This window comes from Neobacillus rhizophilus (assembly GCF_018343535.1).
Taxonomy (GTDB): Bacteria; Bacillota; Bacilli; order Bacillales; family Cytobacillaceae; genus Neobacillus; species Neobacillus rhizophilus.
Genome location: NZ_JAGYPF010000003.1, coordinates 208,320 through 234,285, shown reverse-complemented (window position 1 = coordinate 234,285; position 25,966 = coordinate 208,320). Strand labels below are relative to the sequence as shown.

Here is a 25,966-nt window from a genome sequence, read left to right as displayed (position 1 = left end):
AAATTCAAAAAGGTTACAGTATTTGTTAAAATAGAATATAAAGAAAGCGTTTTCTATAGAAAGAGAGGTTTATAGAATGAAACACCCTTATTTAAACGAAGATCATGAAATTTTTCGCCAGTCCTTAAGAAAGTTTTTAGAAAAGGAAGCATATCCCTTTTATGAGCAATGGGAGGAAAATCGACTCATTCCCCGTTCTTTTTGGACGAAGATGGGTGAGCAAGGCTTCCTTTGTCCAGACATCGATGAAAAATATGGCGGCAGTGGAGTTGATTGGGGCTTTTCAGTTGTAATTAATGAAGAACTTGAACGAGTAGGAACTGGAACGATTGGAATTGGACTTCATAGCGACATAGTCGTTCCTTACATATCCGCTTATGGAACAGAGGAACAAAAGCAGCGCTGGCTCCCGAAGTGCGTCACCGGTGAAATCATTACCGCGATTGCGATGACGGAGCCAGGGACAGGTTCTGACCTTGCCAATATTAAAACCACAGCCAAGCTTGATGGGGACCATTATATTGTCAATGGACAAAAAACTTTTATCACCAATGGTATTCAATCGGACCTCATTGTGGTGGCGGTGAAGACCGATCTGCAGGCAGTTCCAAAGCATAAAGGCGTCAGCCTGCTGGTCATTGAGCGGGGCGCTCCTGGATTTTCGAGGGGCCGCAAGCTGAACAAGGTTGGTCTCCATTCCCAGGACACGGCAGAATTAATTTTTGAAGACTGCCGGGTGCCAAAGGAAAACCTTCTAGGAGAAGAGGGAAAAGGCTTCCTATATTTGATGGAAAAACTCCAGCAGGAACGCCTGCTAGTGGCAATTGGAGCGCAAACAGCTGCCGAAGTAATGCTTCAAAAAACGATTGAATATGTAAAAAGCCGTGAAGCGTTCGGAAAACCAGTCAGCCAATTCCAAAATACCCAATTCAAAATTGTCGAAATGGCCACCGATATTGAAATGGGCAGAGCCTTTTTGGATCAATTGATTGCCGAGCATATGGAAGGGAAAAACGTTGTGACCAAGGTGTCAATGGCAAAATGGAAGCTGACCGATATTGCCAAAAAGGTCGCGTCTGAATGTATGCAGTTACATGGCGGCTACGGCTACATGGAAGAATACGAGATTGCTAGACGGTTCCGTGATATTCAGGTAGGAGCCATTTATGCAGGTACCAACGAAATTATGAAAACCATAATTGCGAAAAATTTAGGATTATAAAAAACCTCATGATAATGATGGCAATTGGCCGCTGGCCGATTGCCTCCTTATAAATCCAAATAAAATGGAGGCGAGTAAATGAGCAATACGACTATCGGTAAAATTTTTGAATTAACAGTCCAAAAGTACCCCAACAAGGAAGCCCTCTATGATGTCCGCAAAAATGTCCGCTACTCTTATAAAGAGTGGAATGAGCAGGTTAATCGCTTGGCAAATGCCCTCCTTAAACAAGGAGTGAAAAAAGGAGACCGCGTCTCTACATTCATGTTTAATACAGAAGAACTAGGAACCGCCTTTTTTGCCTGTGCGAAAATTGGCGCCATCTTTAACCCAATAAACTTCCGCCTGATGTCAGAGGAAGTAGCGTTTATTTTATCCGATGCCGCACCTAAGGTCGTTATTTTTGAAAAGGCATTGGAGCCAGTAATCACGGCTATTGCCAGCCGCTTTGACAAAATCTCGTTCTGGTTTATTGATGATGAGACTCCAGCTTATGCCGCCAGCTACCAAGAAAAACTCACCTCCGCCACTGCAGAAACAATCCAAGCCGAAGTAAACGAAAATGATGTTTATGCCTTTATTTATACGAGCGGTACAACTGGAAGACCTAAAGGGGTCATGCATAGCCACCGTAATATGGTCGACCAAAGCCTGCTCTGTATTGCCTCTCAAAAGCTTGAAAAAGAGGATGTCGGCCTTGTGACAGCCCCGATGTTCCATTGTGCCGAACTGCACTGTGCTTTCCTGCCAAGGGTGCAAATAGGGGCGAAAAACGTCGTCCTGCATCAATTTAATCCGAAAGTAATACTGTCATTAATCGAAAGCGAAAAAATTACAAAGTTCTTTGCAGCACCTACAATGTGGAATATGCTTCTGCAGGAAGACTTAAGCAAGTACAATACCGAAAGCCTAAAGCTGGGCCTATATGGTGCGGCTCCGATGGCGCCATCACTCGTTCATGCTCTCCATGACCGCTTGGGCATCTCCTTAATTCAAGCCTACGGGATGACAGAAATGGGCCCTGCCATAACCTTCCTGTCGGAAAAAGACCAACTGAGAAAAGCGGGGTCTGCAGGACAGGCGGGATTAAACCATGAAATTCGAGTTGTCAGGACCCGGGAGGATGGACCTTCCGATCCAGATGATGTTTGTCTAGCTGGAGAAGCAGGCGAAATTATTGTAAGAGGGCCAAGTATGATGCTCGGCTATTACAATCGTGAAGAGGCTACAGAAAAGTCGATGTATAAAGGCTGGTATCATTCAGGCGACATCGGCTACATGGATGAAGAAGGTTACCTTTTTGTAAATGACCGGGTTGATGACATGATCATCAGCGGCGGTGAAAATATTTACCCACGCGAAGTGGAAGACGTGCTCCATGCACATGATGGTGTGCTTGATGTGGCTGTCATCGGACAGCCTGATGACCGCTGGGGGGAAACCGTCACGGCCTTCGTGGTGAAAAAAGACCCGAATGTCACGGAGCAGGACCTAGACGAATATTGCAAAAACAGCAACAGCCTAGCAAACTATAAACGTCCGCGCAAATACATTTTCTGTGAAGCGCTGCCGCGGAACGCCAGCGGAAAAATCCAGAAATTCATTCTGCGTAAACAATTAGAGGAGCTTTTCAGCCCAGGTTCAACAAATAAGTGATAGCTTGAGCGATGCGGTACCAAAGGAATTTGGGATTTAGCCTAATTAAAATAGTAAAGACTGCCGTGTTAGTACCGGCAGTCTGTTTTTATAATAGTAAGGCTTATTAAAAACACAAACTAACTTGCTTGTTTCTGAATCTCTGAATAATTTGCAAAGTTACTCTGAATTTGAGCATCTAAAATAGATAATTCATATTGTTCTCTTTCTCTAAGTCCTTCAATAATAACGGATGTTGTATAATAAAAAAGAATAAACGAACCAATTGTAACTAACCAAGCGACTGCCATTCTTAATTCCTCCTTTTAATAACTTAATTAAATTGTAAACAATGTTTTCTTCGCTTTGTGTGACGTATGTCACATAAAATAGGGGTGAAATTTGAACATTTTTAAAACTTTTTTATCGGTTGTGAAAGTCCTATTTTTATCACATAATTGTTATAAGATTTAGAAATTTTTTTAAGGGATGAGTGTACTTGGAGTCTACCAACTTAGTAAACGTAACAAGGGGTAATTTAATTGAAAGCGTTCACCATGGACATATTGCAGTGGTGGATGCCAAGGGGAATTTACTTTATTATGCAGGCAATCCTGAAGGAGTGGTCTTCGCCCGTTCTTCCATGAAACCGATTCAGGCAATTCCTGTAGTAGAAACAGGAGCTGCTGATCATTATAGCTTCAGCGATGCCGATCTTTCGTTATGCTGTGCTTCGCACAATGGGGAGAAAATGCATACAGACAGGGTTCTAGCAATTCTTGCAAGGGCAGGCCTTGAGGACACTTGCTTAAAATGCGGAACCCATCCACCGCGGTGGGAAGAAAGGTATAGAGAGTTAATCCGTGAAGGAAAAGAGATTACTCCTTTATATAACAATTGTTCCGGAAAGCATGCCGGGATGCTCGTTACTGCAAAGCATTTAGAAGAAACACTCGAAAACTATTACGAGCTGAATCACCCCGTTCAACAACGGATTCTTGCGGCTGTCAGTGAGATGACAGATTATCCGATAGAAGAAATAGAAATAGGTATCGACGGATGCGGTGTACCGGTTCATGGCCTGCCTCTTGAAAAAATTGCTTATGGCTATGCCCGCTTGGCACAGCCCGATGACCTGCCTGAAAAACGCCGCAATGCCGTCAGACGGGTGGCTAAGGCAATGATTACAGCTCCGGAAATGGTTGGGGGAACAGACCGTTTTTGTTCTGATTTCATGAGGGTAGGAAATGGCAGATTCATAGGCAAGGTCGGAGCTGAGGCTGTTTATTGTATTGGTGATCTTGAAACAGGGCTCGGGATTGCAATCAAAATTGAGGATGGCAATAGTCGTGCCGTCTATCCTGCGGCAGTTGAAGTGATGAAACAACTGAATCTATTAACTGCTGAGCAAATCGAAGAACTTGCTGGTTACTGCCGCCCGAAATTGCGCAATGCCCGTAATGAAGTAATTGGTGAATTGGTGGCGGATTTTAATTTGCAGCAGACTTCATCTAGTCAGGTTTAATCTATTTATTATAGGGCGAGGTGTTATGAAAGATTCATAACACCCGACCGATGGGTAAAATTGGAGCCCAGTCGTTATGAAGATTCACCAACCATAAATATTCAATTTTTCATATCCATTTAGAAAGTAGTATAATAGAGGAGATTAAACCTATCTTCAAAGTAAAAGGAGGACTTCCCTTGTTTGAACAAGCACTTCCCCTGCTGCAATCCCACTTTGGCTACAGCTCCTTCCGCACCGGCCAAGAGCAGGCCATTCAATCCGTTTTAACAGGAAATAACAGTATATGCGTCATGCCGACTGGCGGCGGAAAATCGATTTGCTACCAGATTCCTGCTCTCATTCTCCCGGGAACCACCATTGTTGTCTCTCCGCTGATCTCATTAATGAAGGATCAAGTTGATGCCCTAATCCAGGTAGGAATTCCAGCCACCTTTATCAACAGCTCGCTAAGTTTCCAGGAGGCCTATGACCGAATCCAAGCGGCCAAGCAAGGAGAATATAAATTATTATACATAGCACCTGAGCGGTTGGAATCGCCCGAATTTATAGAGGATCTAAAATACATGGAAATCCCATTAATTGCAGTGGACGAAGCTCACTGTATTTCACAATGGGGCCATGATTTCCGACCGAGCTATCGGCATATCCAAAAAATGATTCAAATGATGCCGCAAAGGCCAAGAGTCATCGCCTTAACCGCAACGGCAACACCAAGGGTGCGGGAAGATATTTGCAACCTGCTGGAAATAGATGAACGAAACACCATTATCACAGGCTTCGAACGAGAAAATCTTTCATTCTCTGTGATTAAAGGGCAGGATCGCCTTAAATATCTGTTAGATTATCTGAAAAAGAATGACAAAGAGGCGGGCATTATTTATGCTGCGACACGGAAAAATGTCGACATCCTTTACGAACGGCTCCGAAAGGAAAACATCAATGTCGCCCGCTATCATGCCGGAATGGGGGATGCGGAACGCGCCCGCGAACAAGAACGGTTCCTAACAGACCAAGCTTCGGTCATGGTAGCGACATCTGCATTTGGAATGGGAATCGACAAATCCAATATCCGCTATTGTATTCACCTGCAACTTCCAAAAAATATGGAAAGCTATTATCAGGAAGCGGGCCGTGCCGGCCGTGACGGACTCGCCAGCGAATGTATCGTGCTCTACTCTCCGCAGGATGTGCAAATTCAGCGTTTTCTGATTGACCAATCCAGCGACAGGACCAGAATGACTCAAGAACTTGAAAAGCTCCAGCAGATGGTCGATTATTGCCATACAGAAAGCTGCCTGCAGGAATTTATTTTGCATTATTTTGGTGAAGCAGAAACCGAGCCCTGCGGCAGATGCGGGAATTGTACTGACGAAAGAACAAGCATCGATGTAACAAAAGAAGCACAAATGGTATTGTCCTGTGTCATTCGAATGGGACAGCGCTTCGGTAAAAATATCACCGCACAAGTATTGACAGGCTCTAAAAATAAAAAAGTTACCGAAATGGGTTTCGAAAGGTTATCAACGTACGGAATCATGAAGGACAAAAGTACAAAGGATGTCAGCGATTTTATCGAATTCTTGATTTCACAGGACTTGCTTGCGATTGAGCAGGGGACCTTTCCAACCATTTATGTGTCACCGAAAGGCAAAGAGGTCTTACTGGGAAATCAGCAGGTTCATCGCAGGGAAACTGTCCAGGTGAAACAAGTATCTAAGAGTGACCCATTATTTGAAGAATTAAGAGAAGCCCGCAAACGGATTGCTGAGGTCGAAAAAGTTCCTCCTTTTGTGATTTTCTCGGATGCTTCGCTAAAGGATATGTGTGCTAAGCTGCCGAAAACAAGTGAAGAAATGTTAAATGTGAGCGGGGTAGGGGAACACAAGCTTCAAAAATATGGACTGGAGTTTATCCAAGTGATTCGAGCGTTTTTAGAGGAAAACCCAAACTACCAAAGCGAATTGGAACCTGAACCGGTCGCGGCAAAAAAGCCTGCGAAAAAAGCGGTGACAGATTCGCACTTAGAGACATTGAACCTGCATCAAAGCCAATTATCCATTCAGGAAATAGCCGAACAGCGCGAGCTGGCAGTTAGCACCGTCGAAAATCACTTGCTGCAATGTGCCCAGCAGGGACTTGCTGTTGATTTTACAAGGCTGATTCCAGGCGAGTATATTCCGCTATTAGAAAAAGCAGTGGAACAAGCTGGCCGAGACCGCCTAAAACCTATTAAAGATTTGCTTCCAGATGAAGTGAGTTATTTTATGATTAAAGTATATGTGTATTTTTTAAGCAAAAAGAAATAAAACATGGCTGTACAAGGCGCTAGTGTCAGGTACAGCCTTTTTGCAAGTCGAGAATGTAAATCTCCGAAAATTCATAATATTTGTCGATGTTCCTATATATTTGTTCTATTTCCCCGGCAATTTGTCGATAAACGGATGATGCTGATTGGAAAGCATCCAGCTGAATATAAACGTTATGGTGTTCATAAGCTTTTGTATACCATCAAATCCACAAAATCGGCTATAATAATTAAGTTTATTAGAACCGATTTAAAGGAGCAAATCATGAAAACAATGAAAAAAATTTCCCCTCAGTATGATCCCTGGGAAGCCTATCTGGATATTGAGCAGTACGGTAAGCCCCAGTTGACCAATATTGAATTCACCACGACAACACTATGTAATATGCGCTGCGAGCATTGTGCGGTCGGCTATACATTGCAGACTAAAGACCCGGACGCGCTTCCGCTTGAACTGCTTCTACAAAGGCTGGAGGAAATCCCGACACTAAGAGCACTAAGCATTACCGGCGGCGAACCGATGCTTTCCCTTTCCTCGGTCAAAAATTATGTCGTTCCCATTTTAAAATACGCACATGAACGCGGCGTAAGGACACAAATCAACTCCAATTTAACGCTGGACCTCGACCGCTATGAACTAATCATTCCTTATTTGGACGTCTTACATATTTCGCATAACTGGGGCACTGTTAATGATTTTGTCGAGGGTGGTTTTGCCCGGATGGAAAAAAAGCCTGATTACTCGCAGCGGGCAAAGTATTTTGAAAGAATGATAGAAAATAGCCGCGAGCTTGTCAAAGCAGGAGTAATGGTATCCGCCGAAACAATGCTAAACAAGCGGACGCTGCCCCATCTTGAAAAAATCCACCGGCAAATTGTCGATGAGATGCTTTGCCAAAGGCACGAGGTGCACCCAATGTACCCAAGTGACTTCGCCAGCAATTTGGAAGTGCTGACGCTAAAAGAAATAAGAGAGGCAATCCATCATTTGCTCGACATCAGGGATGAACATACGTGGATGCTGTTTGGCACGTTGCCATTTTATCCGTGCAGCGATAAAGCGGAGGAACTTAATCTATTAAAACGGCTTTATTCCAGCAAAAATGTTACCGTCCGAAACGATCCCGACGGCCGCTCACGTCTTAATGTTAACATCTTCAACGGGGATATCATCGTAACTGATTTTGGTGACACTCCTCCGCTCGGTAATATTCAAACGACAAAGCTTCTAGATGCTTATCAAACATGGCAGTCCTCTAATCTAGCAAAAGAACTGAGCTGTCACTGTCCATCTGTTAAGTGTCTTGGCCCAAATGTTCTTGTCAAAAACAGTTACTATCAAGACATTGATTTTTCAAAAAGGCAGACCAATATTTAAGAGCAGGAAGGCAGATTATCCTGCTTTTTTCTCTTACTCTTTAGTAAAAATTCCCTTATACTAGATTTATAGTTCTATACATAGGGGGTTTGTAGCATGAGGATTTTAGTCGTTGGTGCAGGGGCCGTAGGCGGATATTTTGGCGGACGCTTGCAGGAAAAAGGCGTTGATGTCACATTTTTAGTGAGAGAAGGAAGAAAGAAGCAGCTGGACCAAACCGGACTTGTCATTGATAGTGTCCATGGCAAAGTCACGCTAACCCCAAAAACAATTTTGTCAGGAGAGGAAGCGGATGCGTTTGATTTAATCCTGCTCTCGACGAAAGCCTATCACCTGCAAGGTGCATTTGATAGCTTCCGGCAATATGTAAATGAAAAGACAGCCATTCTTCCCTTATTAAACGGAATCTCCCATATTGAACAATTAGCAGCAGAGTTCGGCCAAGAGCGGATCATCGGCGGCCTGTGCTTTATTGAAACTACCCTAGACCAAGAGGGAAGAATCATCCAAACAAGCCCAAGACATGATATTGTCTTTGGAGAGTTATCCGGCGAAAAGACCGATAGAATCTTAAAAATTGAAGATGCTTTCAGTGGAACGAAGTCCGTCTATCGTTTAAGTGACAATATTAATCAGGATTTATGGAATAAGTATTTGTTTATTTCGACGATGTCTGGAATTACAACCCTTATGAGGGCGCCGATTGGTCCAATCAGGGAAATGCCAAGCGGCCGGGCAACTATTGAAAAACTGTCACAAGAAATCATTTCCGTGATGAACAAAATGGGTGCGCCGCTGCCTGAAGATATAGCAGCACTTCAACTGAATCAAATTGATAGCTTGGGCTACTCGATGAAATCCTCGATGCAGCGGGATATGGAGAAGCAGCTTTCTGTCGAAGCAGATCATCTGCATGGGTACGTATTAACTATCGCCCGTAAAGAACAAATTCCAGTTCCGGTTTTAGAAGCTGTCTATGCCAATTTAAAGGTGTATGAACTGCAGCTGCAGAAAGACCAATAACATGATAAAAAGGGTGAGCGCAAAGTTGCTCACCCTTTATGCTGTATGCTTTGCCAGATTTGGATGCTTATGCATAGATACTAGCAAAATCACACCGCTAATGATTAATAATGCGCTGGTACTGATAAATACAGCCGAAAAACCAAGGTATCCGGAAATAACGCCGCCGAGCATTGGGCCAATGATGTTACCAAGAAACCTAAGGCTGTTGTTATAGCCAAGAACCTCGCCCTGCATGGCAAGAGGTGCCTCCTGACGGATATAAGCAATTCGTACTGGAATAATTCCCCCGATGGCAACCCCAAGAACAAACCGAATGATGACTAGCTGCCAAAGATTTGTTACCGCTGCACCAGGTAAGTAAATAATCCCCGCAAGGAAAAGGAGAACCACCAAAACCTTAATATAACCGTGCCTGTCGGCAATTTTCCCCCATCTTCTGGACATCAATAAGTTCCCCAAGCCAGCCGCAGAAAAAGCAATTCCTGAATAAAACGCGATATTTTTAGGACCATGCAGCTCGCCGACAAATAATGATAGGATTGGCTGAATACTAAAATGGGCTATTTGGACAAGGGCTGAGATAAGCAAAACAGTCAGCATGATCGGATTATGGATAATATGCTGGACAACTTCTTTACTGGAATAGTAGGACCTCACTCCCTTTTTTACTTCCATTCGTACTTCTTTCACAGCGAGCACAAGCAGGGCGGAGAGAAAAATCGTGACTGAGGTCCACTTAAAGGTGTCTGCATAACCAAATGTATCCGCGAGAATCCCTCCAAGCATTGGGCCTAATAAGGTACCGGTAATACTTCCTGTTTGCAGGGTGCCGAGGACACGGCCGGCAATTTCCTTCGGCGTTTGTGTGGAGATAAGTGCCTGTGACATAGGAATAAATCCTGAGAAGAAGCCCATAAAAAAGCGGAGCATGAAAAGTTGCCAGACCGATTGGGCAAACCCAATTAACAGGATCGAAAAAGCCATTCCCATTCCGGAAATGATCAGGATTTTTCTTCTGCCATAACGGTCGCCGATCCTGCCCCAAATCGGCGAAAAGAGGAAGGCGGATACAAATGTAATACCGAATGTTAAACCTGACCAATGCTGGACGTATTTCTCTGAAAAATTTCCCAGTGACTCGATGTACAGGGAGATAAATGGCAGAACCATTGTCATGCTTCCAGCTACAAAAAAGTTGGCAAACCACATGATGGCCAAATTTCGTTTTGCCTGGTCCTGTTGTTTCAAATTAGATAACACTTCTTTCTGTATTTATTTCGAATCTCTAAATATTATTTTACCGAAATTTCAGAAAAATTTAAATAGGAAATTCAATTCACATTTATAGTTTGAAGGATTGGCTATTTGTATAAGCTCGTACTCGTTGAAGAACAATAAGGAGAAATTTAGCAAATAGGCATTTAAATGGTTTCAAATCATTTAAAAGCTACATCACAGAAAGGGGCAGTTTTAATGGATGCATATTTGTTACTCATCACACTGCTGGCAATCATCATTGTCATTTTAGGAGTTTCTTGGTTTAAATGGCATGCATTTATTAGTTTAATGGTCGCAGCACTATTCTTGGCTATTTTTTCCGGAATGGGCTGGGACAAGATTGTCGGTTCCTATGAAACAGGAGTCGGCGCAGTTTTAGGACACTTAGTAGGCATTTTGGCACTTGGTACGATTTTAGGTAAAATGCTCGCTGAATCAGGGGCAGGCTTGCAAATTGCCAATTTCTTTATCAGGGCATTTGGCGAAAAGAAGCTGCCGTGGGCGATGTTCTTCTCAGGCTTTATTATCGGTATTCCAGTGTTCTTTGAAGTTGGAATTTTAATTCTGTTACCGCTTGTTATTTCCATTCAAAAAGCGTCTAAACAAAATATTTTATTGGTTGGTCTTCCGGCTATTGCCGGTTTGTCCATCACACACGGTCTTGTTCCGCCGCATCCGGGGGCGATTGCGGCAATCGGAATTTATGGGGCCAATCTTGGAAAAGTATTGCTATACTCTTTAATTATTGCGATTCCTTCGGGGATTATTGGCGGACCGTTATTTGCATGGATGATTAACAAACGGGTTGTCCCGACTGGCGAACCAACGTTGGTGAAAATTGACGATCAAGCCAATAAAAAGTCAATCCCAAGTGTTGGTATTTCATTCCTATCAATCTTAATGCCAGTCATTTTAATGATTTTAGGAACAGCCGCACCATATCTGCATCTTTCAGCCGGTGCGCAAAAAGTGTTGGCCTTTATCGGCAGCCCAGTAATCGCTCTGTTAATTTCTTGTTTCTTAGCTTTTTATTTCCTTGGCTTCCGTCATGGAATGGATAGGAACTTAATTAAAAAACTCGTGGAAGAATGTATTATACCAGTCGGTTCAATTATTTTAATCATTGGAGCAGGAGGCGGTTTTAAGCAAATTCTGATTGATAGCGGCGTGGCAAAAGTAATTGCCAGCATGTCTCAGGATTTGAATATATCACCACTTGTACTGGCGTTCTTGATTGCAGGGTTAATCCGGATTGCCACAGGCTCAGCAACAGTAGCATTAACGACTGCTGCCGGAATCGTCGCTCCAATTGTTGCCGGAATGTCCGGAGTCAATTTAGAATTGCTGGTTATTGCAACAGGCGCAGGCTCGTTAATGTTCTCACACGTCAATGACGCCGGGTTCTGGATGGTTAAAGAATACTTGGGACTGTCTCTTGAAGAAACCTTCAAAACGTGGACGGTACTTGAAACCATTCTTTCCTTTGTCGCCTTTATTGGGGCACTTATAGTGAATATGTTTGTCTAAGTAAAAAAGCAGAGGATGCCCTAAAAAGGCATCCTCTTTTAGATTTACATTCGAGTATTAGAAATGGCTTCTCTAACTTTATCAAGTGAGTTTTTGGCCTTTTCCTTATTGCGGATCATCATGTTGACATAAAGGGCATCTATCAAGCTTAATTGACCGATTCTAGAAGACAGTGCTTCGGAGCGGAATTCGGTCTCTTCAGAGCTTGTAAAAAGAGCAACATCCACGTTTTGTCCAATTGGTGATTTTGGATAGCTTGTAATACCGATTGTTTTAGCGCCATTTTTTTGCGCTGTTCTTAAAATATTGATGGTGTCTTTGTTTGTTCCCGAATGAGAAATCACCACAGCCACATCTTTTTCGCCAAGCTGGGAAGCAGACATAAGCTGGAAATGGGAATCGATAAAGGCAAATGCTTTGATCCCTGTCCGGACAAACTTGTGGAAAGCATCCATGGCGATTACATTTGAGCCACCCGTTCCATAGAACTCAACACGGTCCGCCTGCAATAATAAATCAACTGCCTTTTGAATAGAAGGCCCATCGAGAATCTGCAAGGTGTTTTCCAATGCTCTAATATTTGATTGAAAAATTTTCACCGCTACCGTCTTCTCAGTATCATCTTCCTTAATTTCTTCATGAATCTGTTGAATAGGTTCAAATATTTCAGAAGCGAGGGCAATTTTCATTGCCTGGTACCCCTTGAAGCCAATCCTTTTGCAAAACCGAAAAACAGTGGCATCGGCGACATTCAAATCCTCTGCCACTTCGTTAATGGTATTATGAATGATTTTTTCGGGACTGTCCAAGATGTAGTCAGCAATCTTTTTTTCTTTTTCACTAAGTCTTGCGTAATAGGAACGAATTTTTCCTAGACAGTTTTGCGGCATTGGTGATTACCTCACCCATTTTTGCTGGAAGCTGCTGATAGCACCATATTCTTCGCTTAACAAACGGGAAAGGCGGATATAAATCGGGATTAGATCCTGATAAATCTCCACGTTTTCTTCAATCGGTTGATGGGCATGGGTAGAACCGACCAACTCCGACATAATTGAGAAATCTTCAATTTCCCCAAGTGCATACATACCAAGGACAACAGCACCTAGGCAGGAACTTTCAAAGCTTTCCGGCACAACAACTTCCTGGTTGAAAATATCCGCCATCATTTGTCTCCACAATGCTGACCGGGCAAACCCGCCTGTTGCCTGGATTTTTTGCGGAACGCCAATCATTTCCTGAAGGGCGAGCATAACGGTATATAAATTTAGAATGACACCTTCAAGGACTGAACGAATCATATGCTCTTTTTTGTGATGAAGGCCAAGCCCAAAAAACGAACCGCGGGCATTGGCATTCCATAAAGGTGCACGTTCACCCGCTAAATACGGATGGAAAATGAGACCCTCTGCACCAGGTGTGACTCTGTCGGCAATTTTCGTTAAGACATCGTAAGGGTCGATTCCAAGGCGTTTAGCCGTTTCCACTTCAGACCAGGCAAGCTGATCGCGAACCCAGCGGAAGGTCATCCCGCCGTTGTTGACTGGACCGCCGACAACCCAATGATTTTCAGTTAACGCATAACAGAAAATTCTTCCTTTTGGATCGGTGATTGGCTTGTCCGTTACAGTCCGAATCGCGCCGCTGGTGCCGATCGTGACAGCCATTACTCCTGGGTCAATGGCGTTGACGCCGAGATTGGAAAGAACGCCGTCACTTGCTCCAACTACAAATGGAGTGTTCCCTGGTATTCCAAGCTCCTCGACATATTCATTTTTTAAGCCGGTTAAATAAAACTTTGTTGAAACTGGCTCAGGCAATTGTTCAGTGGTAATACCAGCAACACTTAGCGCTTCTGCATCCCAATTTAGCTGTTCGAGGTTAAACAGCCCTGTTGCAGAGGCGATTGAATAATCCATCACATAACGATTAAACAGCTTAAAGAATATGTACTCTTTAATACCGATAAATTTGCTGGTTTTGCTGAAGATTTCAGGATGGTCCTCTTTTAGCCAAGTAATTTTGGCAAGCGGTGACATCGGATGAATCGGTGTTCCGGTTCTACGATAGATGGCAAGACCATTCAATTCGTTTTTAATTTTTTCAGCTGTTTCCGTAGCGCGGCTATCTGCCCACGTAATGCAGCGGGTAATTGGTTTACCGTTATCATCCATGGCAATAAGGCTGTGCATGGCCGAACTAAAGGAAACAAGCTTAAGCTGTTCCGTATTGATTTTGCCCTTTTTGATAGCTACTTTCATCGTTTCCAGGACAGCTTGGAAAATTTCCTCCGGATCCTGTTCTGCAATGGACGGGGCAGGGCTGTATAAAGGGTATTCAACATGATGCATGCTGATAACTTTACCTTTTTCTGCAAAAAGAACTGACTTTGTACTGGTTGTACCAATATCAACACCGAGATAGTAAGAGGTTCTAGTCATTGGGTTAATCTCCTTTATGAAGCGTTATTGTATAGTTCAAAAAATTTTTACTCCAGTATCATTATATAAGAAAAAATATTCCTGCACACTACAATTTGTCCTATAACTATTGTTAAACATACATAAACAGATTATAGATAGTTTTAAAAAAGAAAGGGAAAAAGGTGTTTGCAGCGAATATTTTAAGGGTATGTGCAATTTTTACGGGAGGGAAGTTCATGTCTGAAAAATATCCAGTTCTAGAGGGAGCTGAACCGTTTTATTTTGAAGGGAATCGCGTCGGTATCTTGGTTTCGCACGGTTTTACGGGGTCCACCCAAAGCATGCGCCCGCTTGGGGAGGCTTATGCCAAAGCAGGCTACACGGTGTGCGGACCGCGCTTAAAAGGGCACGGAACTCATTATGAGGATATGGAGCAAACAACCTATCACGATTGGATTGCTTCAGTTGAAGAGGCTTATCAATGGTTAAAGGAACGCTGCGATACAATTTTCGTAACGGGGCTTTCGATGGACGGAACATTAACCTTGTATATGGCGGAAAAACATCCAGAAATTCGCGCGATTATCCCGATTAATGCTGCCGTAGATATTCCGGCCATGTTACCGGTCCGCCAGTTAGAAGATATGCGGTATTTAGATGCGATCGGTTCAGATATTAAAAAGCCGGGTGTCGTGGAACTTGCCTATGAAAAAACACCGGTTCAATCCGTGAAGGAAATCTTGACCTTTATGGATGAGGTAAAAGCAGATCTTCATATAATTACCTGCCCAGTATTGATTTTTGTTTCGGATGAAGACCATGTCGTCCCTCCGGATAATTCACAAATCATTTATGATGAAATCGGCTCAGAGATTAAAGAACTTCATCAGTTGAAAGACAGCTATCATGTGGCCACACTAGATAACGACCAGCAGGTAATTATCGAAAAAACATTAAAATTTATCGATAAGAATCTTTAATGGAGACAAATTTTTTTTGTCTCTTTTTTTGTTGCATTTTTGGAACAATATTTAGTGAAGGAGTGATTATTAGTGAACCATTGTGAAACATTTTTACGAAGTAAGAATTGGATTGATAATGATTTGGATGCAAGGTACATAAATGTCAATCATCCATATGCGATTCTGATTTCAGAGGATGAAGGGATGATTACCTTAAGGGGAAACAACGGTTTTGATAATGGCCAGAATGGAGAGGAAATCTTCTCCTTTACCTCATTACAAGAGCTGCAGGAATGGTTTGAGAACAATATTGGGGAGTAGTTTTAGCAACAAAGCCACAGGAATGGATGGCCCGCAGTTATGCCGATAAGAACGAAAAACTCTCGCTTCCGTAAACCAAGTGGGAGTTTTCATTTAGCCCCTAATATAAAAGCTATTGACATATAAATTTAAAAGGGTTATTATTATCTCAACTTCAAGATATCCTGTTTTAGGGTAATTGAAGGTTATTTTTAAAATAATATCTCGAATTCGAGATAATCACATTTATTCTAACCGATTCTGAAAAAATAAAGGATGTAAGGAGTGGAAGAAATGAACCTATTAGGATTACATCATGTATCGATTTTGACCGGAAAAGCGGAAAGAAATTATAAGTTTTATACAAAAATTTTAGGAATGCGATTGGTTAAGAAAACAGTCAATCAAGATGATACATCTTCTTATCATCTTTTCTATGCGGATGCAGAAGGAAATCCTGGCACGGAGGTGACCTTTTTTGACATACCTAATCTTGGTAGTTCATATAGAGGAACTTCAGATATTTCCACTGTATCTTTAAGGGTGCCGAATACAGATTCTTTGTTGTTTTGGAAGGAACGATTTAAACAGGCTGGTGTTCAACATGATGAGATTGAAAAAAGAGCAAATCGTGATACATTAGCCTTCAAAGATTTCGATGGGACTCGTTTAATACTTGTCGCCGACAATGGTGAAGAAGGAGTTAGGCCGGGGGTTCCTTGGGTACGGGAAGATATTCCAACGGAACACGCCATTATAGGTTTAGGGCCTGTTACCCTTACTGTTGGAATTGCCGAACCGACCATCGGAGTTCTTACTGAAGTTATGGGATTTCGATATGTCGGAGCATACCCATCACTGGAAGGAGATTTTCCTGAAATATTAGTTTATGCAACAGGTGAAGGAGGCAGTGGTGCAGAAGTTCATATTGAAAGAAGGCCGGACCTGCCAAAAGCCCGTTTAGGCCGTGGAGGAGTGCATCATGTTGCTTTCCGTGTACCAAATGAAGAAGAATACAACCAATGGGCACAGCGTTTGAAGGATTATCGCTTGCCGAATTCAGGGAAAGTCGAACGTTATTATTTTAAAGCATTATATTTCAGAGAGCCAAATGGCATTTTGTTTGAATTATCTACAGACAAACCAGGCTTTGCAACAGACGAACCGATGGAAACAATGGGGCAAAAACTGGCATTACCGCCATTTTTGGAGCCGCAACGAAAAGAGATTGAAGAAAAGCTGCGGCCGCTAAACCTAAATTAAACTTTGTGCAACTACAGCAGCCCAAGTAGGGAGCCAATCGATTTGGATCGATTGGCTTTTTAAATTTATGAAGCAGTTTTTTTAAAAATATGAAAAAATATCCAGTTTCTATATTGACATCATACATATTAACATCGATAATATAAACATAAATAATATTGAGGTGAACAATATATGAACATGCAAGATGTGATTCTAGGTTTTCTATATGAGGAGCCAATGAGCGGCTACGATATAAAGCAAATGATGGAGAATTCCGTGTCATACTTCTTTGATGCATCGTTTGGTGCTATTTACCCGGCATTAAGAAAAATGGAAAAAGAGGGACTGGTGGAAAAACAGGTCATTCAGCAGGAAGGGAAGCCAAACAAGAACCTATTTGCGATAACAGAAGCCGGCCGGGAACAATTCCAGCAATACCTTAACAGCCCAATAAACCCAACTGTGACGAGATCAGACATCCTAATCCGTATTTTTTTCGGGCGGTTTACCACAAAGGAAAAGATCATCGAGTGGCTTGAGGAAGAACGTGAAAAGAACCAGGCGATGTATAACAATCTTAACAGAATCGATGAAATGTGCGGTGCAGACATGGAGCACTATAAGCGATTTACACTGCAGTTTGGCATCCGTCAGGCAGAAATGGTCGTGAACATGATTGATGAAGAGTTAAAAAAATTAAATGAGCAAGGGGAGCAATAACATGAGGGGGACGGGCGGAATGAAGGTCGTTCTATTAATGTGCGTCGGGGTATTTGTTTGTATGCTTGATTCCACAATTATGAATATTACGCTGCCGGCAATTCAGGACAGTCTGCACACATCGCTAGAAACAAGTTCGTGGATGCTGAATGTATACACGATGACGATTGCGGTTTTGGCGATTCCGCTGGCAAGGTTTGCTGAAATGTTTGGACGTAATAAATTTTTTATTGTCGGGTTGTTTATTTTCGGATTGGGCTCGGCTTTATGCGGCCTGGCAAACAGCGGAGAATTCTTAATTGCCTCAAGGTTCATCCAAAGTTTTGGGGCCGCTATCCTAATTCCTTGCAGCATGGTGATCGGGATTGCTGCGATGCCGATTGAAAAGAGGGTGCTGCCATTGACGCTTCTTGGGGCAACACAAGGATTATCAACTGCTCTCGGTCCCACAGTCGGAGGGATTATCACAGAAAAGCTTAGCTGGCACTGGGTCTTTTATGTCAATGTACCAATTTGCATACTCGCCATCGCCGCCTCCTTTGTAATCTTAACTGTAAAAAACGAAAGCAGAATAAAATCATCCATCGATTGGTTCGGCCTAATCTTCTCGGTTTCTGCCATATTCCCGCTAAATCTGGTCCTAATCAAAGGGAACAACTGGGGCTGGGATAGCAGCCAGGCGATTATTTGTTATCTATTAACAGCCGCCTCCATCGTACTATTTATTATCGCAGAGAAAAAATCAAAAGCGCCAATGGTTAATTTAAATCTTTTTAAAGATCGTTTATTTACAGGTTCAGTTGTGATCGTGACTACAGGGTTCATCTTCCTTATCGGTGTCATGGTCTTGCTTCCACAGTTTTTAACCAACTTCCAGCACAAGACAGAGCTCCAAGCCGCACTCCTCGTCACACCTGTATCCGCCGCCATCTTTGTATTTTCCAACTTTGCCGGTTTGCTAACGAAAAAAATTGGCTACACGATTCCTGTCATGATTGGCTTTGCCATCATGGGAATAGCTTATTATTTGTTGCATAACTTAAATCTTCACAGCACACCAAAGGAGATAATTCTGCTTTGCAGTTTGCTTGGCCTGGGATTTAGCTTCGTGATTTCTTCCGCAACAATTGCCAGCACGTCATCGTTTGAAGGGGAAATGCTTACGGCATCGCAGAGTGTTTTTTCGATGCTGCGTCAGGTGGGGGTTGTTTTAGCTGTAGCAATTTTTGTAGCCGGGTTGACGAACAATATTCATGATAAAAAACAGGATGTTATGCATTATGCACAGCAAAAACTTGAAAAACTGAATGTGCCGGAAACCGTCAAAGCGCAGATTTTATCGGAAACAAAAAAATTAATCACCAGTGAAAAAGAAGCGCTGCAAACCTCTACCACATTTATCACCAAAGCGGAACGCCAGCGAATCATCGATGCCAACGCTGCAAAAGTATTAGCCACCATTCCTGAAAATCAAAGGAGCGCAGCCAAAGATGAAATCTATAAACAAGTTGAAAATCAGGTGGATGAGGAAATCTTCAAAACGGGAACAATAATAAAAGGGTATACCAATCAAATAAGGAATTTTGCTGAAGAAAGGATTTCTACAAGTTTTGCAGACCTATATAAAACAAGTATTCCGTTTGTGTTCCTTTGTGTATTAACTGGTTTGATATTTAGAGAAAGAAGAAATAAGCAGATTGTCCAAATGGCGAAATCACCTGCAGCCAATTAGTAAAAAAACAGCCTAAAACCCATCCTTGGGTCTTAGGCTGTTTTTGTGCGTTAACAGCAGCGTGAAACTTTTCCGCCTTTGGCATTGTAACGCGCATCCTGGGCTTCGCAGAAGAATTCCTTTCTTGTTTTGACAGGCTCGCCGGGATGATGCGATTCCATATGGGCTACATATGTTTCATAGCTCGGGACCCCAACCAGCAAGCTGATAAACTGCTTGCGGTAGGAGTTAATTATTTTCAACTGATTAAGCATATTTCTTCAAATCCCCTTCGTTACGCGGAATGATTGGTTCTTCGTGTAACGGTAATTTTTTGCCGTTAAGGACTTGCAGCCAAATTCGAATGGCAGCTATTAATACCAGAATCACGACTACCATGAAAATACCAGTAAGTGTGGCATCCACGTAGTCATTAAGGAGGACTTGGTTCATTTGCGCAGGAGAAGTCGCTGGCGCAAGCACCTTGCCGGCATCATTTGCTTCTTTGAAAATCTTGGCATGGGCTAGGAAGCCGATTTTTGGATTTTCATGGAATAGCTTTTGCCAGCCTGCTGTTAAAGTAACAATTAACAACCAACCGGTTGGCACCAAAGTAACCCAGGCATATGCTTTTTTGCCCATTTTAAAGAGAATCGTAGTTCCAAAGAGCAGGGCGATTCCGGCAAGCATTTGGTTGGCAATACCGAACAGCGGCCATAACGTATTAATACCGCCAAGCGGGTCGATAACGCCCTGATACAGGAAGTACCCCCAGAAAAGAACGCATAAGGCGGTTGCAATAAGGTTTGGAACCAGTGCTTCAGTTTTCGCAAATGGCTTATAAACTGTTCCTAAAATATCTTGAATCATAAAGCGGCCGACACGAGTACCGGCGTCAATCGTTGTTAAGATGAACAACGCTTCGAAAAGAATCGCGAAATGGTACCAGAATGCCATTAACGCCTTTCCGCCAATAACTTTTGAAAAAATAACCGCCATACCAATCGCTAGGGTTGGGGCACCGCCGGTTCTGGAGAGAATCGAAGCTTCCCCTACATCCTTGGCATAATTCGCTAAATCTTGAGGAGTGACCGTAAAGCCCCAACTGGATACAACAGAAGCAGCTTGGGTAACGTCAGTTCCGATTAAGGCAGCTGGGCTGTTAATCGCAAAATACACACCAGGATGCAGCACACAGGCAGCAATCATTGCCATGACGGCAACAAAGGATTCAGTCAGCATCGCACCATATCCGATTGGACGGGCGTGGGATTCAGTTTCAATCATCTTAGGTGTTGTACCGGAGGAAACTAGGGCATGGAAACCGGAAACAGAACCACAAGCTATTGTAATAAATAAGAATGGGAAGAGATTTCCTGCAAATACTGGTCCTGTACCATCAATAAACTTCGTTACCCCGGGCATTTCTAAATGTGGAGCAACTACGACAATACCAATGGCAAGTCCCAAAATGGTACCCACTTTTAAGAACGTACTTAAATAGTCGCGCGGTGCTAGCAGCAGCCATACTGGCAATACTGATGCAACAAAACCATAAATAATCATCATAATCGCAATAGCTTCGCCCTTAAACGTGAACATGGCTGCTAACGTTGGATTTTCGGCAACTGTCTGTCCGAAAACTAACGCAAGTAAAAGTAAAACAATACCGATGATGGATGCTTCGCCAACGCGGCCTGGGCGGATGAAACGCATGTAAATTCCCATTAATATCGCAATCGGAATCGTCGCTGCGATCGTGAACATTCCCCAAGGGCTTCCTACAAGTGCTTTTACGACGACAAGGGCTAAAACTGCTAATAAAATAACCATGATTCCTAAAATCCCAATCATCGCAATGACACCTGTAACTTTGCCCATTTCTTCTTTTATCATTTCACCGAGTGATTTACCATTTCGGCGCATAGATGCGAAAAGAATCACAAAGTCTTGAACAGCACCGGCCAAAACAACACCAACGACAATCCAAAGTGTTCCAGGCAAATATCCCATTTGGGCTGCGAGAATAGGACCAACTAATGGACCTGCACCGGCAATAGCGGCGAAGTGATGACCAAACAGAACCCATTTGTTCGTTGGCACAAAATCTTTTCCGTCGTTATGAATTTCGGCAGGAGTTTTCCTTTTATCATTTAACTGAAAAACTTTTTCTGCGATAAACTTGCTGTAAAAGCGATAAGCAATGGCATACACGCAGACAGCAGCTGTTAACAGCCAAATCGCATTGATGCTTTCACCTCTGTTTAAGGCCATGACTGCAAAACCTGCTGCTCCAAGGGCGGCAATGACTCCCCAGATAATAATGGATTTAAACGCTTTCAAAAAAGTTCACACCTTCCTATCTAGAATAATATTATTATATTTTATTGTTTTTTCTGAATTCAAGGTAATTTTTTGTGAATTTTGACAAATTTCCCGAAATTTTGATAGAATGACTGGAAATTGCCTTATAACTTGGTTTTGAATTAAACTAATTATCAAATGTAAAATAATGTGGTGAGCTATAGATGAACAACGAAGCAGAACGAACGTATGAAATCATGGAGGTTTGTCTTCTGGCGGGGAAAATTATGCTGCAGAGCGGAGGGGAAACGTATCGGGTGGAAGATACGATGATGCGGATGGCAGCCTCGTTCGGGATTGAAAAGTCACATAGCTATGTGACGCCAACGGGCATTATTTTTTCCGCCGAAGGGTCGGAACCGACAAAAACCAAGTTGATTAGAATTTCAGAGCGTTCGACAGATTTGGAGAAGGTCGCTATCGTAAATAGTATTTCACGAAAAATATCAAGTGGTGATCTGAATAGCAGAGAGGCTATGAAACAGCTTAAGGAAATTGAAGCCAAGGACCTTTCCTTCCCATTCAGGATGCAGGTGGCGGCAGCCTCCTTGGCAAGCGGCTGTTTTATGATTATGTTTAAAGGAGAATGGAATGATTTTTTGCCTTCAATGATTGCCGGAGGTGCAGGATATTTAAGCTTTGTTTATTTCCATCGCTTTGTACCGATCAAGTTTTTCTCCGAGTTTTTGGCGGCATTTGTGATTGGGCTCCTTTCATTGCTTTTTGTAATCATCGGCGTTGGCCATCAGCTGGATAAAATCATTATTGGATCGGTGATGCCGTTAGTCCCCGGTTTATTAGTAACCAACGCCATCAGAGACTTAATGGCGGGCCACCTTGTTTCTGGACTGTCAAAAGGTGCGGAAGCGTTTCTGACAGCCTTTGCCATTGGGGCTGGAATTGCGGTCATACTGAAATTCTTGTGAGTGAGGTCTTGGAAAAGTGGATATTTTAGCTCAGGTAATAACCAGCTTTATTGCAACAGGGGCATTTGGCATCCTTTTTAATGCACCAAAGAATACCTTAGTGAAATGCGGGTTGATTGGTGCAGGCGGCTGGCTGGTTTATTATCTTGTAGAAGGATATTATGATGATCCTGTTTTAGGGACATTACTGGCGACGGTCTTTATAGCTGTGCTAAGCCAAGAATTGGCAAAATTATATAAAACCCCTGTGATTATTTTTAGCGTTGCGGGAATTATTCCATTAGTTCCGGGGGGACTCGCTTATAATGCCATGAGAAATTTTGTGGAAGAGAATTATAACACGGCACTTGGGTCTGCTGCTCAGGTTTTGATGCTTGCGGGAACCATCGCCTTTGGGTTAGTTTTCTCAGAAGTGATTAATCAAGTGATCCGGAAAATCAATGAAAGAAAGTTAAAAATATAAATTTTTCTAAGAGGTTGTCATTTCACCTTTATTCCTGAGACAGCCTCTGGATTTGATTTGGATACTGTTCCTCTTTTCGGTTCTTTTAACGTTTGGTATAGTAATATATTAGTATATTAGTACTACTAGCAAAATGAAAAGTTCACAGGGAAGGGATTTATCATTTATGAAGAAAACGATTATTGCGCTTATTGTTTTCACTGCGATTCTCTTTGGTTCAAAAAACATAATTGGGGTAGAAGCAATACGATCTGCAATAAAAACGTTTTTGGAGGACCCGCCTTTAAAAACACGCCAGATAGCACTTCAAAAAGATTATCCTATTTTGCCTGAGAGCAAACTGCTCGATGTCCCGTTGATTAATCAAATGGATAAGCCGATGCTATACAATGGCTGCGAAGTGACGAGCCTTGCGATGGTTATGCAATTTCATGGAATTAGTGTGACGAAAAATGAGCTTGCTGAAAATATTAAAACAGTTCCGTTTACTTACAGTAATGGTCTTAAAGGAAATCCAAATACTGGATTTGTTGGAGATATGGCACATGGGCCGGGACTTGGGGTGTACAATGGCCCCGTTTACGATCTTGCCCAAAAATATGCAGGGGAACGTGCCATGAATTTAACGGGCAGTCCATTTACAGACCTGTTGAAAAAAGTAAACCAAGGACACCCAGTATGGATTATCACGACTATAAACTTTTCTCCGGTAAACGTATTTCAAACCTGGAATACCCCTGAGGGAAAAATCGACATCACCTTCAGTGAACACAGCGCGGTCATTACCGGCTACGACCAGTCCCACATCTATATCAATGATCCATACGGTACAAAGAACAAAAAATTAAACCGCGAAAACTTCATCAAAGCCTGGGAGCAAATGGGCAAACAAGCAATCGTTATCCAATAGTGTCCTGTAAATTGGACGAAGGCAGAGGAATGGTTCCTCTGCCTTCTTTTGCTTTCCTTATTTTAGGATTTATTGTAACTTGAATTTCTGCAAGTTCATTATGCTGTCGTAATGTAAAAATTTAAATATTTCTTAATTAAATATGCCGCGGTACAATTTCCACCAGTAGGTTTTATAAACCTAAACGATGCCAGCCCTACCTCTCTAACATCCTTACGGCTCCGAGGCCGTTCCAGTGTGAATAAGTCTTTCCAAAAAAAACACGAGTGAAAAGCCAGTAAAATTCTTACATTGTGTATTCTCTATTTATTTCAAGTTACACAAATGAAAAGCACAATTAATAATATTACATGATTAACCTGTATTTGTCAATTGGTTAATTGAAATATTTTCAATGTTGATCCACTCTTTTAAAACATTTCTATAAAAAGGATTATTTGAATAGTAAATAGAAGTATTTATTTAAAAAAGGAGGGGGAGCGGATGGAGGATTTTCGTTATAAAGAGTATGACGGACTTGGATTGGCTGAATTGATAAAAAGAAAAGAAGTTAAACCGACCGAGGTGCTTTCGGAAGCCATCAAAGCTATTGAGGAACATAACCCCAAGCTAAACGCTGTTATTAATAAATTTTACGATAAAGCTGAAAAACAGGCGGAAAATGTTGATTTAGAGGGGACCTTTGCAGGTGTGCCGATGCTGTTAAAGGATATTGCTCAAGAAGTGGAAGGGGAGAAGATTACGGCTGGGTCCAAGGCTTATCAAGGCTACCGGGCAAAAATTGACTCCACGTATGTAAAGCAAGTGCGTAAGACGGGCGCCCTATTTGTCGGGCAGACGAATGTACCGGAATTTGCCTTGATGGGCATTACTGAGCCAAAGTATTATGGCCCTACCCGAAATCCATGGAATCTAGGGCATACACCAGGCGGTTCGAGCGGCGGTTCGGCAGCGGCGGTTGCAACCGGAATGGTACCGATTGCAGGAGCAAATGATGGCGGCGGGTCGATTCGGATTCCGGGTTCTTATTGTGGTCTTTTTGGAATGAAGCCAACCAGAGGCAGGACACCCGTCGGTCCCGTTTATGGTCGGCTATGGCAGGGTGCTTCTGTTGACCATATCCTCTCGAGAACTGTAAGAGATAGTGCGGCGATGCTTGATGAAATCAAGATTTACGAAAAAGCGGCTGCATTTCATACCCAGCCATTTGCAGGCTCTTACCTTCAGCAGGTACAGGGCGGACCAGCAGAGAAATTAACGATTGCTTTTTCGGTCCAGTCTCCCTTAGGGGCTGAAGTCCACAAGGAATGTCAGGAGGCAGTCTATAAAACAGCCAGGTTGCTGGAATCAATGGGTCATAATATGGTCGAAATGGATGCGCCTGTGGATGGCAGGAAAATTGCAAAAAGCTATTTAACGATGTATTTCGGGGAAGTTGCTGCGACATTGGCATCTCTAGAAGATGTCCTTGGCCGGAAAGCGAAAATGAGCGATGTGGAGCTGCCCACTTGGATTTTAGGGTTGGTTGGGAAGGCGACTTCGGCAGAGGAGATTGTTTTAAGTATTCGCGAATGGGACAACGCGGCCATTGCGATGGAGGCATTTCATGAAACATACGACTTCTTTATGACGCCAACGACTGCTTTCCCGCCAGCAAAAATCGGAGAACTAGAGCCAACTGCTTCGGAAAAACTGGCGATGACAGCTGCAGGAAAGCTATCCTTGAGCGGTATTTTGAAAAAGGCCGGCACGGTCGAACAGGTAGCAAAAAATAATCTTAAGAGAACTCCTTTTACGCAGCTTGCCAATTTAACCGGTCAGCCGGCAATGACAGTTCCGGTGCATCTCACCCCGGATGGACTGCCGGTCGGAGTACAATTCATGGCTGCCCGGGGACGGGAAGATTTATTGTATACTCTAGCCGCACAGCTTGAACAAACAGATATATGGATCCCGGTGCAATCGAATCCGATATTTTAAATTCGATTTAGTGGAGGAGGGCATAACTCCCGTAAAGTATAAGAGACCGAGGCTTGGGTCGTT

22 protein-coding genes are annotated in these 25,966 nt (G+C 42.8%); 16 read left to right on the top strand and 6 right to left on the bottom strand.

The features are described 5' to 3' along the window. The first annotated feature begins 76 nt into the window (after window positions 1-76). Together KHA99_RS14595 and KHA99_RS14590 are read left to right on the top strand one after the other, a co-directional pair. Window positions 77-1,222: an acyl-CoA dehydrogenase family protein gene (locus tag KHA99_RS14595; protein WP_213118210.1), complete on the top strand. Its 1,146-nt coding sequence runs from the start codon at window positions 77-79 to the stop codon at window positions 1,220-1,222. A gap of 78 nt (window positions 1,223-1,300) precedes the next feature. Further along, window positions 1,301-2,878 (top strand): fatty acid--CoA ligase, encoded by a 1,578-nt coding sequence (locus KHA99_RS14590; protein ID WP_213118209.1) that lies wholly within the window; start codon window positions 1,301-1,303, stop codon window positions 2,876-2,878. 119 nt (window positions 2,879-2,997) lie between these two features. Here the strand turns inward: KHA99_RS14590 and KHA99_RS14585 are convergent, their stop codons facing one another. Further along, window positions 2,998-3,168: a hypothetical protein gene (locus KHA99_RS14585; RefSeq protein ID WP_213118208.1), complete on the bottom strand. Its 171-nt coding sequence runs from the start codon at window positions 3,166-3,168 to the stop codon at window positions 2,998-3,000. Window positions 3,169-3,356: 188 nt separating this feature from the next. On the opposite strand from KHA99_RS14585, the gene KHA99_RS14580 reads away from it, so the two are divergent. The 4 genes from KHA99_RS14580 to KHA99_RS14565 all read left to right on the top strand — a co-directional run bounded on the left by KHA99_RS14580 (window position 3,357) and on the right by KHA99_RS14565 (window position 9,091). Beyond that, window positions 3,357-4,382, top strand: coding sequence for an asparaginase (locus tag KHA99_RS14580; RefSeq protein ID WP_213118207.1), 1,026 nt, complete (start codon window positions 3,357-3,359; stop codon window positions 4,380-4,382). A 179-nt stretch (window positions 4,383-4,561) separates the two neighbouring features. Continuing rightward, window positions 4,562-6,691 carry a DNA helicase RecQ gene (recQ, locus tag KHA99_RS14575; protein WP_213118206.1) on the top strand — a complete coding sequence of 710 codons (2,130 nt, stop codon included), beginning with the start codon at window positions 4,562-4,564 and terminating at the stop codon, window positions 6,689-6,691. A 264-nt stretch (window positions 6,692-6,955) separates the two neighbouring features. Continuing rightward, a complete protein-coding gene (gene yfkAB, locus KHA99_RS14570) occupies window positions 6,956-8,068 on the top strand; it encodes a radical SAM/CxCxxxxC motif protein YfkAB (protein ID WP_213118205.1) in 1,113 nt (370 codons plus the stop codon). Window positions 8,069-8,164: 96 nt separating this feature from the next. Further along, complete coding sequence (locus KHA99_RS14565; RefSeq protein WP_213118204.1) at window positions 8,165-9,091, top strand: ketopantoate reductase family protein; 927 nt, start codon at window positions 8,165-8,167, stop codon at window positions 9,089-9,091. A gap of 36 nt (window positions 9,092-9,127) precedes the next feature. Here the strand turns inward: KHA99_RS14565 and KHA99_RS14560 are convergent, their stop codons facing one another. Next, the gene (locus KHA99_RS14560; RefSeq protein ID WP_372447604.1) at window positions 9,128-10,354 is read right to left on the bottom strand and encodes an MFS transporter; all 1,227 of its coding nucleotides are present in this window, start codon (window positions 10,352-10,354) and stop codon (window positions 9,128-9,130) included. Window positions 10,355-10,567: 213 nt separating this feature from the next. Between KHA99_RS14560 and KHA99_RS14555 the strand changes: the two genes are divergently transcribed. Then, the gene (locus KHA99_RS14555; protein ID WP_213118203.1) at window positions 10,568-11,899 is read left to right on the top strand and encodes a GntT/GntP/DsdX family permease; all 1,332 of its coding nucleotides are present in this window, start codon (window positions 10,568-10,570) and stop codon (window positions 11,897-11,899) included. A gap of 44 nt (window positions 11,900-11,943) precedes the next feature. On the opposite strand, the gene KHA99_RS14550 is transcribed toward KHA99_RS14555, so the two are convergent. Together KHA99_RS14550 and gntK are read right to left on the bottom strand one after the other, a co-directional pair. Next, complete coding sequence (locus KHA99_RS14550) at window positions 11,944-12,789, bottom strand: MurR/RpiR family transcriptional regulator (protein ID WP_213118202.1); 846 nt, start codon at window positions 12,787-12,789, stop codon at window positions 11,944-11,946. A 6-nt stretch (window positions 12,790-12,795) separates the two neighbouring features. Further along, window positions 12,796-14,340: a gluconokinase gene (gntK, locus tag KHA99_RS14545; protein ID WP_213118201.1), complete on the bottom strand. Its 1,545-nt coding sequence runs from the start codon at window positions 14,338-14,340 to the stop codon at window positions 12,796-12,798. A 218-nt stretch (window positions 14,341-14,558) separates the two neighbouring features. Between gntK and KHA99_RS14540 the strand changes: the two genes are divergently transcribed. The 5 genes from KHA99_RS14540 to KHA99_RS14520 all read left to right on the top strand — a co-directional run bounded on the left by KHA99_RS14540 (window position 14,559) and on the right by KHA99_RS14520 (window position 19,281). Next, window positions 14,559-15,302, top strand: a complete 744-nt coding sequence (locus KHA99_RS14540; protein ID WP_213118200.1) for an alpha/beta hydrolase — start codon at window positions 14,559-14,561, stop codon at window positions 15,300-15,302. A gap of 72 nt (window positions 15,303-15,374) precedes the next feature. Continuing rightward, complete coding sequence (locus KHA99_RS14535; RefSeq protein ID WP_213118199.1) at window positions 15,375-15,605, top strand: hypothetical protein; 231 nt, start codon at window positions 15,375-15,377, stop codon at window positions 15,603-15,605. Window positions 15,606-15,878: 273 nt separating this feature from the next. Continuing rightward, window positions 15,879-16,847 carry a ring-cleaving dioxygenase gene (locus tag KHA99_RS14530; protein WP_213118198.1) on the top strand — a complete coding sequence of 323 codons (969 nt, stop codon included), beginning with the start codon at window positions 15,879-15,881 and terminating at the stop codon, window positions 16,845-16,847. 174 nt (window positions 16,848-17,021) lie between these two features. Further along, complete coding sequence (locus KHA99_RS14525; protein WP_213118197.1) at window positions 17,022-17,549, top strand: PadR family transcriptional regulator; 528 nt, start codon at window positions 17,022-17,024, stop codon at window positions 17,547-17,549. 1 nt (window position 17,550) lies between these two features. Continuing rightward, window positions 17,551-19,281, top strand: coding sequence for an MFS transporter (locus tag KHA99_RS14520; protein WP_213118196.1), 1,731 nt, complete (start codon window positions 17,551-17,553; stop codon window positions 19,279-19,281). A gap of 50 nt (window positions 19,282-19,331) precedes the next feature. On the opposite strand, the gene KHA99_RS14515 is transcribed toward KHA99_RS14520, so the two are convergent. After that, window positions 19,332-19,535 (bottom strand): YbdD/YjiX family protein, encoded by a 204-nt coding sequence (locus tag KHA99_RS14515; RefSeq protein WP_213118195.1) that lies wholly within the window; start codon window positions 19,533-19,535, stop codon window positions 19,332-19,334. Next, window positions 19,528-21,603, bottom strand: coding sequence for a carbon starvation CstA family protein (locus KHA99_RS14510; RefSeq protein WP_213118194.1), 2,076 nt, complete (start codon window positions 21,601-21,603; stop codon window positions 19,528-19,530). Before KHA99_RS14510 ends, KHA99_RS14515 begins: the two co-directional genes overlap by 8 nt. 185 nt (window positions 21,604-21,788) lie before the next feature. Between KHA99_RS14510 and KHA99_RS14505 the strand changes: the two genes are divergently transcribed. The 4 genes from KHA99_RS14505 (at window position 21,789) to KHA99_RS14490 (ending at window position 25,903) form a co-directional block, all read left to right on the top strand. Continuing rightward, window positions 21,789-22,550, top strand: a complete 762-nt coding sequence (locus tag KHA99_RS14505; RefSeq protein ID WP_213118193.1) for a threonine/serine exporter family protein — start codon at window positions 21,789-21,791, stop codon at window positions 22,548-22,550. A gap of 16 nt (window positions 22,551-22,566) precedes the next feature. Next, a complete protein-coding gene (locus KHA99_RS14500) occupies window positions 22,567-23,013 on the top strand; it encodes a threonine/serine exporter family protein (protein ID WP_213118192.1) in 447 nt (148 codons plus the stop codon). 166 nt (window positions 23,014-23,179) lie between these two features. Further along, window positions 23,180-23,923 (top strand): C39 family peptidase, encoded by a 744-nt coding sequence (locus KHA99_RS14495; RefSeq protein WP_213118191.1) that lies wholly within the window; start codon window positions 23,180-23,182, stop codon window positions 23,921-23,923. A gap of 483 nt (window positions 23,924-24,406) precedes the next feature. After that, window positions 24,407-25,903, top strand: coding sequence for an amidase family protein (locus KHA99_RS14490; protein WP_213118190.1), 1,497 nt, complete (start codon window positions 24,407-24,409; stop codon window positions 25,901-25,903). Window positions 25,904-25,966: the final 63 nt, after the last annotated feature.